Source organism: Vibrio sp. Isolate25 (assembly GCF_022398025.1).
GTDB lineage: Bacteria > Pseudomonadota > Gammaproteobacteria > Enterobacterales > Vibrionaceae > Vibrio > Vibrio coralliilyticus_A.
This window is the reverse complement of the sequence record NZ_JAKEUT010000001.1, coordinates 1,452,590-1,467,780: the sequence shown is the minus strand read 5'-3', so window position 1 is coordinate 1,467,780 and position 15,191 is coordinate 1,452,590. Positions and strand designations below refer to the sequence as shown.

The following is a 15,191-nucleotide window of genomic DNA, read 5'->3' as shown; positions in this document are numbered from 1 at the left end:
ATCCGTGAAGGATGGCTTTTTGGTTCTCTTACTCGTTGATTTAATCTGGAATTGGCACAACCAAAATGTCGACCGGAGATTTGTTGATCAGGTGCCTTGAATAAGAAATGATCTTGCTCCAGAAGTCCTTATGGTGGCCACATATCAGCAAATCAACGCCGTTTTCTGTAATGGTGTCATTAAGCTTATCGCCCAGATCGCCAGTCCCGACTAAAAAATGCTTCACAGGAAAATCTAGCTTGGCTTGGAACGCTCGCAACCATTCCATTGAGTGTTCATTGAGTGGCCTGACGCTGGCGTCGGCGTGAATGTCGACCAGCTCTGGATAGATTTCTCCATGGGTGCCATCAATGTGGATGAGCGATATCTCCGCGTCATGCTGCTTAGCCATAAATACCGCTCTTTCAATCAACACATTGCTCTCTTCAGAAAGCTCTAGCGCGACCAGAATATGTCGATATTTCATTACCATGTCCTCCTATTGAACTGACTCATTTCATCATAGAGCGAATTACCGAAAAATGTTGTCTAAGAGATCGCGGAAATGCGACAAATTGCATTGGTTGGCGCGTGTTGATAGTCAGTAAAACTAGGAAATAACGCTCAGACACCTCAGCCTCATTTTGTTCCTAAAATGTGAGTTACACTCAGTTTAGGCTCGAAGTGAGAGAGAATATGATGACAACTTTTCCTAAGCATTTTCTGTGGGGCGGCGCGATTGCGGCGAATCAGGTGGAAGGCAGTTTTGACCTCGATGGCAAAGGGCTATCGACGTCTGACATGTTACCCAATGGGATTCTCAGTCCGCATCAGACGCGTCAGCAACGCACTGATGGTATCAAAGATCTGGCGATAGATTTTTACCAGCGTTACCCAGAAGACATCGCTCTGTTTAATGAAATGGGGTTCAACTGTTTGCGTTTGTCCATTGCTTGGACGCGTATATTCCCGAATGGTGACGAATCAGAGCCTAATGAAGCGGGATTGGCGTATTACGATCGTATCTTCGACGAACTAGCGAAACATAACATTACGCCTTTTGTCACCTTGTCTCATTACGAGATGCCTTATGCGTTGGTAGAAAACTATGGCGGTTGGGCAAGCCGTAAGCTGATTGGGTTCTTTGAACGCTATGCTCGTAGCGTGTTTGAGCGCTATCAGAACAAGGTTAAACTGTGGCTGACGTTTAATGAGATCAACATGTCCCTACACGCGCCGTTTACCGGTGTGGGATTGGCTGAAGAGGCCAGTGAGCAGGCCATTTATCAGGCAATACATCATCAGCTTGTCGCTAATGCAAAAGCGGTGAAATTGTGTCATGAGATTATTCCAGATGCCAAGATAGGCAACATGCTGCTTGGCGCGATCAATTATCCGTACACCTGCAATCCTGACGATGTCATCGCGGCGATGCAGGAAAATAACAAATGGCTGTTTTTTGGTGATGTCCAGACTCGTGGTCGTTACCCAGGTTACATGCTTCGCTATTTCCGTGAAAAAGGGATTGAGATTGACATGCAGCCAGGTGATGTAGAGGAACTGGCGAGCGCCAGCGTTGACTTCATTTCATTCAGCTATTATGCGAGTGGCTGTGCTAGTGCGGATCCCAAGCAGAAAGAGGTCGGTAACATTGTCGACAGCGTGCCAAATCCGCATTTAGAGAAAAGTCAGTGGGGTTGGCTGATTGATCCTAAAGGGCTACGCATCTTGCTTAACTTTCTTTATGACCGCTATCAGAAGCCGTTGTTCATTGTTGAAAATGGGCTTGGGGCGCGCGATGAAATCAACGCCAATGGGGAGATAGAAGATGATTATCGCATTGCCTATCTCAATGACCACTTGGTTCAGGCCAGAGAAGCCGTATTGGATGGAGTGGAGCTGATGGGCTTCACCAGTTGGGGACCGATTGATTTAGTAGCTAATTCCACTGCAGAAATGAGTAAGCGTTACGGCTACATTTATGTTGATCGCCATGACGATGGAAGTGGCACATTAGAGCGTAAGCGCAAGAAAAGCTTTTTCTGGTATCAGGACGTTATCCGAACTCACGGAGCATCGCTGAAATCTTGAATTAAAGGAGCCATTTGGCTCCTTTACTGTATCCATTGGTACAGCAATGAGTGAGCTGAAAGATACTGAGTAGCGGTCTGTTTCCCATTAAATGAGAATGATAGGTTTGATTTATTTATAAATCCTCATCGAGTGAGAATATAATTTGCGCGTCAATCCAATAAGGCGGTAAAACCGAAAGTGAACACGATGAAGCAAAGCTCAGGGCAAGTGAATGAGAAGGTACTCCAGCTTTTGATGCAGGTCGCCGTCAATGAACAGCCAGTCACAGCGAAAGTGTTAAGTGAGCAGCTGGGGACGCCAATCAGCAGTTTATATCGTCATCTGAAATTGCTCAGAGAATGGAATTTGATTGAAGAAAGTGCAAGTGACAAAACCTTGATCATAGGTCCGGCAGCATTGATGCTGATGAGGAGCTACGAGAGTAAGCAGCATAACCTTGATTCGGTCGACTCAGTATTGAATCGCTTACAAAAACAGACTCAAGAAATGGCGGCTTACATGGTGCCAGTTGGCTATCGCGCGTTATGTGTTAGCCGTAAGGAAAGTATGCAAGCATTACGATGCAGTTATGTGGAAGGGCAGAGTCAGCCGTTGCTTAAAGGTGCATCGTCCAAAGTGATGCTTGCATATATGCCTGCACCAAGATGCGAGAAGATTCTACATCATTTTGGTGAGTACCATCGCTTTGAGCAATGGCAATTGGAGTTAGATCAAATTCGCTATCAAGGTTATGCCCTCAGCACATCAGAGACTGATGCTGGTGTATCCGGTATTAGCGCACCAGTCATGAAAGGCTCTAAGCTGATGGGGGCGGTGTCCGTAATGGCGCCTGCTCATCGTGTCCAACAGAATCAGCAAAGAATTATTTTGCATGTTCTACAGGCAGCGAGGGCTTTGCCCCCAGAGAGGTAAATTGTGTATGTTTGGGCTATTTCGTCGTCATCAAAGTATTCCTGCGTTAATCGCTCCACAGTGTTTAACGTTAGCCAGTGTCAGTGAATACCTTAAGCCCATGTCAAAAATCGACTTTGAAGTGGCCGATCAAAACTTAGAAGAGATGTTTGAGTGGATGTGTCAGGAAAGTGGTTATCCATGGCAACATGGCGGTCATTTCAATTTGCAAGGAGCCGTTGATGATTATGTATTATGGTTAAGTCAGGTGATGGATAGCCAATGCTTACCTGTTGTATTGAGTAACAATAGCGAGACTCTACTCTATTCATTGCCTTTGCTTCAATCGACCGAAAAGAGTTTTGGGATTATCCATATTGGCCGAGACTTTGAGCTTAATCCGGACTTGGGTGTACAAAGAGGCTCGGTATACCACTTTGCTTTATCTCGCTATGCGCAATGTCGAGTGTTCTTTTTGGGAATTGCTGAACAAAGCCACAACGATAAAGTATGCGAATACGCTGAAGATCTGGGATGTGATTGGTTAACACTCCCTGAGTGTAGTTTCGGTCACCGGTTTCAGGTTAAGCAGCAAATTGCCAGTTTTCTTTCCCATTGTGATGATCTCATTATTTGCTTGGATCTTGATTGTCTTTATCCGCCATCACACTTAGATACAGGCCATACTCTCGAAGTGACCATGGTTAATCGAATCCTGCGCCAAGTACTCATTTCTTCTCAGGTGCGTTGTATTCATCTGACTGGGTATAAAGATAAACACCTCTATTCCAAAGAAACACAAAGTATATTACGCCAACTGGCGGGTTTATATCCATCAAGTCCTTTAGTGGCGTAATTGGGTCGAATACTAAATGTGAACTGCCAACTGTGAGCATGGATAGTGTGTGCGTAATGCTGCTTAAGACGCCATATGATCCAATAGGTAAGAGCGGTGATTGTTGAGGCTGATCTCGTAATGTTTATGTCATGATCTATGTGTTGATAGACAAATTTTACGATAAATAGATTTGTAGGGTTGAGAAATTCAAAAGCTGGCAATGAATTGCCAGCTTAGTCGTTGATACCTGTTAGAGCAGGTTGAAAGGATGCGGGTTACTTCTTGTTTGTGTCTTTATTGGCGTCTTTCCAATATTGGATTCTGACACGGTGAAGTTGTGCTTTTCTCATTTTCTTCATGATATTCCCTCACTTTTTAATGACTTGCTCGTCATTGAGCATATGTGAATCAAGTTCCTCATGAACAAGATTTAATGTAGCGACCAAATCAAAATAACGCTAGGTTCTAGATCACATTTTTTTGCATATCCATTACGTCTTACTTGTAAAAAGTGAAGGTAGGTTCACTTTCATGGGAGTGCAATGTAATTCGAACTAAACTGTAATATCGTCTTTATTTAAGAGAAACAATACCTTAACGAGATTGTCATTTTTACTGTCTATTATCGCTCGCTATTAATAAAAAACATACTCGAGCAAGGAGTCAGCAATGTGGAATCGCGATGAGCAAGATTCTCAATTTAGCCAAATGATCGAGGCGGGCTTATCTCGTCGCCGTTTCTTGGCTGGTACCGCAGCAGTAGGTGCAGGCGCGTTTCTGTCACTTAACCCTATCACTAAGGCATTCGCCGCAGACAAGAAAAGTACGTTACTAAATTTTGACGCTGTTCCGGCCTCTACATCCGATGCGATTATTGTGCCAAAAGGCTATAAAGCAACGCCTTTGTTATCTTGGGGTGATCCGATATTTGCTGATGCGCCTGAATTCTATCCGAGTGGTAAGCAAGACTCTAAGGCTCAGCTCAGCCAGTTTGGTGATAATACCGATGGTATGAGCTTGTTCCCGATCACTAAGGATCGTGCGGTAATCGCAGTCAATAATGAGTACACCAATTATGAGTACTTATTTGATCATGGCGGCAAAGCGATGACCGCAGATGATGTATTGAAAGCACAAGCAGCTCATGGCGTGACTGTGTTTGAAATCGTCAAGTCGGGTGGTGAATGGAAACTGGACAAAAATGGTAAGCGCAATCGTCGCATCACAGCGGTAACAGAAATGCAGCTGACAGGCCCAGCTGCAGGTCACGATTTGATGAAGACTAAGCTTGATCCAACTGGTATGAAGCCTTTGGGTACGTTCAACAACTGTGCCAATGGCCAGACTCCTTGGGGGACTTACCTGACTTGTGAAGAAAACTTTAATGGCTACTTTGGTACCAGCAGTGATGCTGACTTATCAGATGATCATGCACGCTATGGCATTGTTGCAGAGAAGAGCAAATATCAATGGCATGACACTGATGAGCGTTTTGACTTAGCCAAGCATCCGAATGAACCTCATCGTTTTGGCTGGGTGGTTGAAATTGACCCGCATGATCCAACATCAACACCGCTTAAACGTACTGCTCTAGGTCGATTTAAGCACGAAAATGCGGCGCTGGTTATCAATGACGATGGGCATGTAGTCGTCTATTTAGGTGACGACGAGCGTGGTGAGCACCTTTACAAGTTTGTTTCTAAGAACAAATACCAGCCTGGCAATGACAAAGCAAACCGCAATCTACTCGAAGAAGGCACGCTGTATGTGGCTAAATTCGAGATGGATGATGCTGAGCTAAAAGGCAAAGGTCAGTGGCTAGAACTGACGTATGGTAAGAATGGTTTGACCAAAGAGAACGGTTTCCATGACCAAGCGGAAGTCGTGACGTTTGCCCGTCGAGCAGCGACTCAGGTTGGGGCGACTACTATGGATCGTCCAGAGTGGGTTGCGGTGCATCCAGACAACCAACATGTTTTCTGCACGTTGACCAACAATAAAAACCGTGGCGTCAAGGAAGGTCAACCTGTGGGTGGTCCAAACCCACGTAAAGAAAACCATTACGGGCAGATTGTTCGCTGGGTGCCACAGAATGGCGACCACACCAGTGAAGGGTTCGAGTGGGATCTTTATCTGATTGCAGGAAACCCAACTGTGCATAAAGGTAACCTATACGCAGGTAGTGAGAACATCAATGAAAATAATATGTTCAACAGCCCTGATGGTATTGGTTTTGATAAGGCGGGTCGTTTGTGGATCCAAACCGATGGTGACTACTCAAACAAGGGAGACTTTGCAGGTCAAGGGAACAACCAGATGCTGTGTGGTGATCCAATGACTGGTGAGGTGCGTCGCTTCTTAACGGGGCCTGTCGCTTGTGAAATCACTGGTTTGACTTTCTCCGAAGACTACAAAACGATGTTTGTCGGTGTTCAGCACCCAGGTGAGAAAGGGGCACCTTCGCACTTCCCTGCGGGTGGTAATAGCAAACCACGTTCAACCATTGTTGCTATCACTCGTGAAGATGGTGGAGTGATCGGCGCATAAAATTAAACATTCCCATTGGGGATATTTGCACTACTCAAGGGGCTGTTTGCCCCTTTTTTGATCCTCTAAGAATACCAAGTGGGATAAATATGCGTAAGTAAGCATAAAAATTGTGATCCTTTGGCTGTTAACCACTAAATGTAGTTGCTCCGAGTATACGGTATAACTATAGTGAAAGAGTGCCCACATAATTTAAAGGTGTAGAGACCCGAGTAAGCTCTCAGAGTTAATACGAAAAACTGAACGAATACGAGACACAAGGCTCAGTGAAATGCCGCTGAGAGTGAATCGAAAACGCCAAAGAATAAAGTATTTACAAAGGCCTTATAGTTGTCCAAGCTTTTCGAAGCTGCACCTGAGTTATCGGTACATGTGTTGATAACCAAGGAGGAGGTTTGGCTATGATCGTTTTGAGTTTAGTGGCTCTGGGTATCATTGTTTTCTTTGCCTGCTGGATATGCCAGCACGGTTTGCCGTTTTTGGGTATGCAGCTAGATGAAACGGATCAGCTTCTCCTTGCAGAAGCCGCGGGAAAAGATGTATTAGAAGCATAAATTGCATTGGTATTGGGTAGAGGAAAGGAGCCGCTTGCATAACGGCTCCTTTTTTGTCTCTATCGATTCAATTCTGTCCCTATTTATCACGTTTGAGTTAAGTCACTGTGTGGTGAATAGAATGATTAAATGTCCTATTGGCAAATTGAAAATAGAGCCTGAAGCTTGTTGTGTTTTGCTTCTCATATTGAAAATCTATATGCGGTTGTCTTTTTCTCATTTCTATCATAATGAATTATATGCACTTTTATGCGTATTTGTTTTTCGATCTTTTTGGCGCACAGCTTGCATTGTTGACTGTACCTCACTTGATAAAAAATGTGTTCGTTTTTGACAAGTGCAATTAGAGGAAATAGGAGAAGGTTATGGCTCACTCAATCAACTCACACCATCCTGAAAGCGCTGTTAATCGTACAGAAACCTACGCTTTGTCTACCGATGTCAATCCTTCTGCAAGTCTAAGTTTATTACGTTCTACGTCGATTTCACTATTGCGAAGCCATACTGAAGGAATAAGAGAAAGAGCCAGTCAAATGCTCAGTAAGGAGACAAGCCAGGCTATAGAATGGGAATTGTCACCATTGTTGATAGATTCTGGACGACTTCTCATTTCAGGCAGCCACCGACGCCAGACGCGATTTGACCCCAATAGTATCGTTGCAGCAAAGGGAACGATAGGTTCTTTAAGCATTGATAAAGATGGGTTCTGGGATTATTCGGTTTATAACATCAAAATGCAGTTTCTTCAGCATGGTGAGCGTAAGATTGAAAGCTTCTCACTATATTCGGAGTCTGGTGATCCCATTACTATTAGCCTCACATTGATTGGTGTAGAGGGCGGGGCAGTGATTGAAGAGCTAGCGACTGAAGTGACCGTTGGTTAATTGCGATGAAAGTGAGAAGAGATCTCTTTCATTATGGTCGTAAATCGCTGCGGTAACTGGCGGTGTTTTTTAGTCAGACAAAACAAAGTTTCTACAACCTCACTCTGTGACTGATAAATAGCAATATCGTCTTTGCCTGAAAATGAATCGAGGGCACTTTTCGGCAAAACGGTAAATCCCAGTCCATTGGCAACTGGTAACAATATCTGATTCAACTGATTGATATACCCAGTGACGGGAATGTCATCAATGTTGATATTCTCTAAGCACGGCTCCCCACATCCGGCGAAATACAGTGAGAGGTAATGGATAGCGTCGGGATGCTGAATCAAACCAATCGATTTCAAAGCATCAGGGGTTAACTTCTTTGATGACATACTGGCAGGTAGCATCAGACAAAGAGGTTCGATTCCTAATGTCTCTGCTTCGAAGCGAGAATCGGAAGGTATATGCGTTACTATCCCAATATCACTTTCTCCAGATAGTACATCTGCCAAAATTTTATGATGTGGAGCTGCCTCTATCCTTGGTACTAGGTTTGGGTGTTTACATTGTAAATTAAGTAAGTGTGGATAGAGGTGTAGCGCAAGAGCTCCTGAACAGGAAAGGGAAACGTTGCCTGAATACGGGTCTTCTATATTGAGTGAATGGAGAAGTTCAGCCTGTTGATGTTCGATTTTTAGGGCATAGCGGTAGACAGATTGCCCGGCTTCTGTAATTTCAAATGTTTTGTTATGTCTGGCGATGAGAGCATGACCGCATGCTTGCTCAAGCTTTTTGATGTGCTGGCTAACCCCTGGTTGGGTCATAAAAAGCCTTTCAGCGGTTTTAGTGAAGTGGCCAGTATCGATCAGTGTTTGAAAGGTCTTCAGCCATAGTGGGTTGAGCATCGTCATCGTTTAATAACAAAAAATTATGCTTAATAGTTTATGTGATAACGTTAAGTTTTGGTAGTCAGAGAAGAATGGCGAGATGTGTTACCTCGCCATCTAGAACTAAGCTGCGTTGAGCTGAGTGGCGAGATCCCTGCCGTTACCGCGGAATTTATCGACGGTTGGTGCAAAGGCGGCGGAAACATGAAGTAAGCGAGAATCTGGATGCTCAGCTAGGTATCGCGCTTTCGCATCATCGCTATCTAGTTTATCCCAGTCGCGATGGATCGAGCGAGCAAAGTGCAGTGTCGTTGCCATTTTAGGAGACAGCTCTGCGTCTCTAGGATCATGATAATTAGCGATGGCGTCCACCATAGGGTCAGGGAACTTCCAAGTCTTCGCCAACTTAGCACCCAGTGTCGGAGCGGTAATATCCAGCACTTCTTCCTGGACTGAAATCGCGTCTTCTCCTGCCTCTGCACGTTCATGGATCTTGACTGCAGCGTCAGGTACTAAAGTATGAATCATCAGTTCTCCAATGTTATGGAGAATACCTGTGGTAAATACTTCGTTGGAATCCATGCCCGTTTCGTCGGCAATCTTGCTGGCAATGACCGAAACTTCGAAGGTGTCTTCCCAGTATTGGTCCATATCCAGTGTTTTGAGTTTAGGAAAAGCACCAGAAAGTACGGAAGCCACTACCAGAGTTCTTACTGGACCAGTACCAACACGAAGCAAAGCTTCGTTAACGGAAGAGACCGTTTTATTGCCACCGAAATGGGCAGAGTTCGCCATGCGAAGTAATCGAGCACTCAATACCTGATCGGTAGCGATCTTTCTCGAGAGCTCACCAAAATCGACCTCGTCCTGATTCACCATATCAAGTAGCTCTTGTAGTACTTTCTGGATCCTAGGTAACTCGTTAAGACGCGAAATTAAAGCCTCCTGACTCATTAGCACTCTCCTTTTTTATTTATGAGCTTTCTTACTATAGAACAGTAAATTAGTTTCATACAAAGTTGGAAACGAAGAAGTTATGAAAATATTTTAATAACAAAAAATTATTAAAATAAGAATAATTGATAATTTTTAATCGATATATTCTTTGCCTAATATGTACTCAACGAAGCGGGAGAGTCCCCGACACAAAGAGCAAAGAAGAGGTCTACATGTCTACTCCATATCCACGTAATTTTTCTCATATCGGTATTTCAGTACCTGACTTAGAAGCAGCAGTTAAATTTTATACAGAAGTACTTGGTTGGTACCTGATCATGGAACCTACCGAAATCGTTGAAGACGATTCTGCTATCGGTGAAATGTGTACTGACGTATTTGGTGCAGGTTGGGAGCGTTTCCGTATTGCTCACCTTTCAACGGGTGATCGTATCGGGGTTGAGCTGTTTGAGTTTAGGAATCAGGAAAACCCACAAGACAATTTCGAATATTGGAAAACAGGTATTTTCCACTTCTGTGTGCAGGATCCAAATGTGGAAGAGCTGGCAGAGAAGATTGTTGCAGCAGGTGGTAAGAAGCGTATGAAAGCGCCACGCTATTACTACCCAGGTGAGAAGCCATACCGCATGATTTACATGGAAGACCCATTCGGTAACATCCTTGAAATCTACTCTCATAGCTACGAGCTACATTACTCAGCAGGTGCTTACAAGTAAGCTATTCAGCCACTCATGTTTATGAGTGGCTTTATTCTTTGAAACTAAGGACAAATCAATGAAAGCGATCACGTACCAGCGCGAACAAGACACGTTCACAGTCTCCGAATTGCCGCAACCTAATCTTCAGTCACCATTTGACGTTTTGGTAAGAGTCCATGCGGTGGCGTTAAACCCAGTCGATGCCAAAGTGAATTTTTGGCATGGAATGGTCCCTGATATGAACGACAACTTCGTTGGAGGGTTGGATGTATCAGGGGAAATTGTTGCGACAGGTGAACTGGTAACTGGCTGGGCTGTTGGTGATCGAGTTCTGTATCACGGAAATATGCGCCGTGTGCATGGCGGGTTTGCAGAATATGCGCTCCAAGATGCACGCACCCTCACGGCGCACCCTAATGTTCCTGCTGAATTTGCTGCAGCAACTCCATGTGCAGCGTGGACAGCCTATCGCGCTTTGGTTGACAAGCTGAATATTGAGTCTCGTAGTAGCATTTTCATTGCCGGTGGCGCTGGTGGTGTAGGTAGCTTCGCCATTCAACTGGCCAAACATTTTGGAGTGAGCAAAATTGTTACTACGGCCTCAACAGCAAAACACAGCTATGTGAAAAAGCTCGGGGCAACCCATGTGATTGATTACCGAAGTGATGACGTCGCTGAGCAAATCATGAATCTTACCGATGGGCTTGGTGTGGACGTCGCACTAGATTGTGTTGGTGGTGACAATGATCTGCTTGCGGCATCAGTATTGGGTTTTGAAGGACAAATGGTTGAACTGGTAAAAACCGTGCAGCCTGAGCTTTATCCTGATGCTTTTCTGAAAGGTCTTTCATTCCATCAACTTAGCTTAGGTTCTGGCCATGTAAATGGTGAAAAAGGCCGCAATGATATGGTTGCGGCCGGTAATGCGGTTTCTAAACTGTTCGAACTGGCGATACTCGAAACGCCAGCACTGCAAGTGATTCCGTTAGATCAGGTCGGGGATAAGTTGGTAGAAATTCGAAATCAACGCACCACGGGCAAAATTGTCGCGAAATTGGTGTAACCATTGATGGCAAAAAAGACAAAAGTGATTTGAGTTTTTTGCCATTTTTCATCAGTTAATTACTCGCAATAATTGCACCGTTCAACTCATTCAGAAACAGGAAATACCATGAAACACATTCCTATGCTAGGTGCCGGTACATTTAGACTGGAAGGTCAGACGGCATTTGATTCCGTTATGATGGCGCTTAAAGCCGGATATCGTCATATCGATACAGCTCAGATTTACGGTAATGAGCAGTCGGTGGGTGATGCAATGTTGGCGTCAGGCATTGCCCGAGATGAGATTTTTCTTACCACTAAAGTGTGGATGAACAAACTGTCGAAAGCAGAGTTCCGATCCAGTGTCGAAGAGAGTTTGAATAAGTTGCAAACCTCATACATTGATTTGCTATTGATTCATTGGCCGCTGAAAGATGAAAAAGTATCCATGCTAGAGTATCTGACAGAGTTGAAGGCGGTGAAAGAGGCGGGCCTGGTGAAGCATATCGGCGTTTCTAACTTCAACAACCAGCAGCTAGAACAAGCGATAGTTATTTTGGGAGCAGGGGAAATTTTTACCAATCAGGTAGAAGTTCATCCATATCTGCAAAACAAGAAGGTGGTTGAGTTCTGCAAACGCAACGATGTATTGGTTACGGGGTATATGCCGTTTGCGTATGGTGCTGTTTTGAAAGATGAAATCATTCTTCAACTGGCGAACAAGCATGGCGTAACGGCAGCACAAATAGTGTTGGCGTGGATGCGTCAAAATGAATTCGTGACGATTCCATCGTCGACTCGACAGGCCAATATTGAGAGCAATCTCGAGGAGAAAAATGTGCACTTAAGCCACGATGATATGGCATTGATTGCAACATTAGATCGCAATCACCGTCTTGCCAATCCAGACTTTGCTCCAGAGTGGGATTGAATGACTGCGAGCACTTTTTGCGAATTTAACAGTGCATTCGCTTTTTAATTACTGTTATTATCAGCGGGAAATAGTCGGGGAGCCTTAGGGCTGAGATCGCATTACGAGACCCGTAGAACCTGATTCAGTTAGCACTGACGTAGGGAACTATTAGCACCGATGTTTGAGTATTCTCGCTTTGGTGCACTCGCTTTTTATGATTCGATCTTCTCTTTTATTGATCACTTCATGTTTGGCTGAGAGTTCCTGTACGTCTTGTAATAGGAGCATCCATGCCACATTCACAAGACACACCACCCATTGTATTAACCATTGCAGGCTCAGACAGCGGCGGCGGCGCTGGTATTCAGGCCGACATTAAAGCGATGTCGGCAACGGGCAGTTACGCCTGCTCAGTTATCACTGCTATCACCTCACAAAATACGCTTGGCGTAACTGCGATTCACCCAATTCCTCTTGAGCATATTGAAAGTCAGCTTGACGCTGTGTTTACGGATCTCAATGTGGTTGCTGTTAAAGTCGGGATGTTGGCTGACGCGCGGATCATTAAGGTCGTTGCGGACAAAATCAGACAGTACAAGCCTGCTCATCTGGTGGTTGACCCTGTGATGGTCGCAACCAGCGGTGATCTTCTGCTGGAGCAGTCGGCGATTAGCACATTAAAAGAGCAGTTGATCCCGATGGCGGATCTGATCACCCCTAATCTTCCTGAAGGAGCGGCTTTGATCGATAGTGCGGTGCCGGAAAATGAAGATCAGATGGGCAATATGATCGAAGGATTACGTGCTTTGGGTGCCAAAGCTGTATTGCTGAAAGGAGGGCATCTAGAAAAAGATGACAACAGCAATGATTTGCTGATCTTAGCGCAAACGAGTGAGCTTCTGAGTGCCAAACGGCTTCCAACGCGAAACACTCATGGAACAGGCTGTACTCTATCGTCGGCGATTGCGTCTTATCTTGCGCAGGGCAATAGGCTGCACAAAGCCGTGTATCTAGGTAAACAATACATCTCCCAGGCCATCGCTCATGCTGATGAACTCAACGTTGGCAAGGGACATGGACCAGTCCATCACTTTTTCTGTGGGCATGTCAATGTTCGTTAACGGCAGAGTCGATGTTTAGTAAGGGGATTCGAAACAATGAACTATCAGGATCTTATTGAAGCTTGTCAGCCGGACTGGCAGGCATACACGCAGCACGATTTTGTTCAGCAACTGGCGCACGGCACTCTTGATCAACACTGTTTTCTTCATTACTTGAAGCAGGATTTCTTATTCCTTAAACAGTATGTACGTGCTCATGCTTTAGCCATCTATAAAGCTCGTACATTGGAAGATATGCGCTTTGCATTACCGAGTGTTCAAGTCTTGTTAGAAACTGAAATAGATCATCATGTGACGTACTGTGGTCAGTGGGGGCTGACAGAATCAGATCTGGAACACGAACCAGAAGATGTTGCGACTATCGCCTATACGCGTTATGTGCTTGATACGGGCATGATGGGGGATTTGGTCGCACTGTATGCCGCGCTCGCGCCATGTTCAATAGGCTATGCAGTGATTGGAAGTGCTTTGTTAGACAATAAGGAGACCGTTTTGGAAGGAAATCCTTATGCGAGTTGGATTGAGTTGTATGGTGGTGAGTCGTTTCAAAATGGAGTCGCGCAGAGCGCTTTGCATTTTAATCAGCTCTTAAAAGATATCAATCCGCATAGCCAACGAGGTCAGAGCCTGATTCAGGTGTTCAGAACGGCGACCAGAATGGAGGTGGCGTTTTGGCAACAAGGCCTAGATGCCATCTAGCGTAAATAAAGGCTCGGATAATTTGGTCACAAACTAATAAACTGAATTTTTACTCTAAAAAATAATTAGGTCACTACTCTCTTAGTTGCTATTTTTAACTGAATGAATATTAAAGGCATTATTGCTATTAACAATAAGTTGGAGAGGATCTATGAAGGACAATATTGTTGCTAATTTTTCGCAGGTGGATGTTATGAAGGCGAAGAAAGGGACATCTGCAGCAGCAACTCATGGTGCTTGTCATAACTTCAGTATCGAGTGGCTGAGTTTTATGTTCGAGAAAAAAGGCAATGCGGATCAGCGTATGAAGCGGTTATCTGTGCGTGATGGGGCTGGTAACCCAGTGTTACAAAAAACGTTTGCCAGTCGTTGGTCTGAAGGTGGATCTTCTTACCAAGTAGCCGATAGGATGATGATTTCACTACGCGGTTTGAAAGAAACGGCGCTTTTATACGACTATTCATACTTTAACATCAAAAATATTGTGAAAGCCGTGACCAAACCTCAACACGCAGGTTTTATCTACTCCTTCTGGTTTCCTGGAACCGTTGTTGGAGCTGATGGTGCGCACACTATTGCCTTTTATCGTTCCTTGTCACCAAAGCAAGGGAGCCTAAAAACAGACAATGATACGGTGTACATTTTTGAGCCGAACTTTGGCGAGTTTGAAGTACCTAGCAAAGATTTTGAGAGCTGGTTGACCAAACTGGCGAACTTCTATGCTCCTTTCCAGTATCATATGGTAAAGACTGTGGCAGCAGCGTAACTTGTATTCGTTCATTTCCTAATAAAGGCACGGTGAGGTGTAGCTGGTTACCATTTTTCACTACTGCATGCATCCAATCTCTAAGAATCTACTTAGAGTCGCCGAGAGAAGTTAAGCAAGCGAGGAGCCAGTTTTATGAAAAACTGGCTCTTTTTATTGTATTGGTTTGGACTCAAATTGCTAACGCTAAACCTTGATATACGAATTCAACTGATCAGTCTTAACTTTCAGCTGAGAAATGCAGTATGCATCTATGTACAATGCGGATAATCAGTTAATTGAGGTATGCAAAAAATGGATGAGTAAAAGGTAAGATTTATTCCCGCATCAATCT

15 protein-coding genes and 1 riboswitch are annotated in these 15,191 nt (G+C 44.5%); of the genes, 12 read left to right on the top strand and 3 right to left on the bottom strand.

What is annotated here, in order from left to right:
- Positions 1-40: 40 nt before the first annotated feature.
- Positions 41-466, bottom strand: coding sequence for a universal stress protein (locus tag L1D15_RS06390; RefSeq protein ID WP_239875045.1), 426 nt, complete (start codon positions 464-466; stop codon positions 41-43).
- 212 nt (positions 467-678) lie between these two features.
- Here L1D15_RS06390 and ascB point away from each other — a divergent pair, with 212 nt between their 5' ends.
- The 6 genes from ascB to L1D15_RS06360 all read left to right on the top strand — a co-directional run bounded on the left by ascB (position 679) and on the right by L1D15_RS06360 (position 7,787).
- Entirely contained in the window at positions 679-2,070 is a 1,392-nt protein-coding gene (gene ascB / locus L1D15_RS06385) for a 6-phospho-beta-glucosidase (protein WP_239875134.1), read from the top strand.
- 180 nt (positions 2,071-2,250) lie between these two features.
- The gene (locus L1D15_RS06380; protein WP_239875044.1) at positions 2,251-2,985 is read left to right on the top strand and encodes an IclR family transcriptional regulator; all 735 of its coding nucleotides are present in this window, start codon (positions 2,251-2,253) and stop codon (positions 2,983-2,985) included.
- A 7-nt stretch (positions 2,986-2,992) separates the two neighbouring features.
- Positions 2,993-3,820 (top strand): arginase family protein, encoded by an 828-nt coding sequence (locus L1D15_RS06375; RefSeq protein WP_239875043.1) that lies wholly within the window; start codon positions 2,993-2,995, stop codon positions 3,818-3,820.
- A gap of 651 nt (positions 3,821-4,471) precedes the next feature.
- Complete coding sequence (locus L1D15_RS06370) at positions 4,472-6,349, top strand: PhoX family phosphatase (RefSeq protein ID WP_239875042.1); 1,878 nt, start codon at positions 4,472-4,474, stop codon at positions 6,347-6,349.
- 395 nt (positions 6,350-6,744) lie between these two features.
- A complete protein-coding gene (locus tag L1D15_RS06365; protein WP_239869667.1) occupies positions 6,745-6,903 on the top strand; it encodes a hypothetical protein in 159 nt (52 codons plus the stop codon).
- 365 nt (positions 6,904-7,268) lie between these two features.
- Positions 7,269-7,787, top strand: a complete 519-nt coding sequence (locus L1D15_RS06360) for a VCBS domain-containing protein (RefSeq protein ID WP_239875041.1) — start codon at positions 7,269-7,271, stop codon at positions 7,785-7,787.
- On the opposite strand, the gene L1D15_RS06355 is transcribed toward L1D15_RS06360, so the two are convergent.
- Both L1D15_RS06355 and L1D15_RS06350 read right to left on the bottom strand, forming a co-directional pair.
- A complete protein-coding gene (locus tag L1D15_RS06355) occupies positions 7,784-8,677 on the bottom strand; it encodes a LysR family transcriptional regulator (protein WP_239875040.1) in 894 nt (297 codons plus the stop codon). The two genes, L1D15_RS06360 and L1D15_RS06355, sit on opposite strands and share 4 nt — an antisense overlap.
- 105 nt (positions 8,678-8,782) lie before the next feature.
- Positions 8,783-9,613, bottom strand: coding sequence for an HDOD domain-containing protein (locus L1D15_RS06350; protein WP_239875039.1), 831 nt, complete (start codon positions 9,611-9,613; stop codon positions 8,783-8,785).
- 215 nt (positions 9,614-9,828) lie between these two features.
- Between L1D15_RS06350 and L1D15_RS06345 the strand changes: the two genes are divergently transcribed.
- From L1D15_RS06345 to L1D15_RS06320, 6 genes are all read left to right on the top strand, one after another.
- Positions 9,829-10,332: a lactoylglutathione lyase family protein gene (locus L1D15_RS06345; protein ID WP_239835743.1), complete on the top strand. Its 504-nt coding sequence runs from the start codon at positions 9,829-9,831 to the stop codon at positions 10,330-10,332.
- Positions 10,333-10,390: 58 nt separating this feature from the next.
- Complete coding sequence (locus L1D15_RS06340) at positions 10,391-11,377, top strand: zinc-binding dehydrogenase (protein WP_239875038.1); 987 nt, start codon at positions 10,391-10,393, stop codon at positions 11,375-11,377.
- 108 nt (positions 11,378-11,485) lie between these two features.
- The gene (gene dkgB / locus L1D15_RS06335) at positions 11,486-12,289 is read left to right on the top strand and encodes a 2,5-didehydrogluconate reductase DkgB (protein WP_239875037.1); all 804 of its coding nucleotides are present in this window, start codon (positions 11,486-11,488) and stop codon (positions 12,287-12,289) included.
- 65 nt (positions 12,290-12,354) lie between these two features.
- Positions 12,355-12,452, top strand: a riboswitch (TPP riboswitch).
- 109 nt (positions 12,453-12,561) lie between these two features.
- Positions 12,562-13,392: a bifunctional hydroxymethylpyrimidine kinase/phosphomethylpyrimidine kinase gene (thiD, locus tag L1D15_RS06330; RefSeq protein WP_239875036.1), complete on the top strand. Its 831-nt coding sequence runs from the start codon at positions 12,562-12,564 to the stop codon at positions 13,390-13,392.
- Between the two features lie 36 nt (positions 13,393-13,428).
- Positions 13,429-14,091: a thiaminase II gene (gene tenA, locus L1D15_RS06325; protein ID WP_239835745.1), complete on the top strand. Its 663-nt coding sequence runs from the start codon at positions 13,429-13,431 to the stop codon at positions 14,089-14,091.
- A 151-nt stretch (positions 14,092-14,242) separates the two neighbouring features.
- Entirely contained in the window at positions 14,243-14,857 is a 615-nt protein-coding gene (locus L1D15_RS06320) for a YopT-type cysteine protease domain-containing protein (protein ID WP_239869312.1), read from the top strand.
- Positions 14,858-15,191 lie beyond the last annotated feature (334 nt).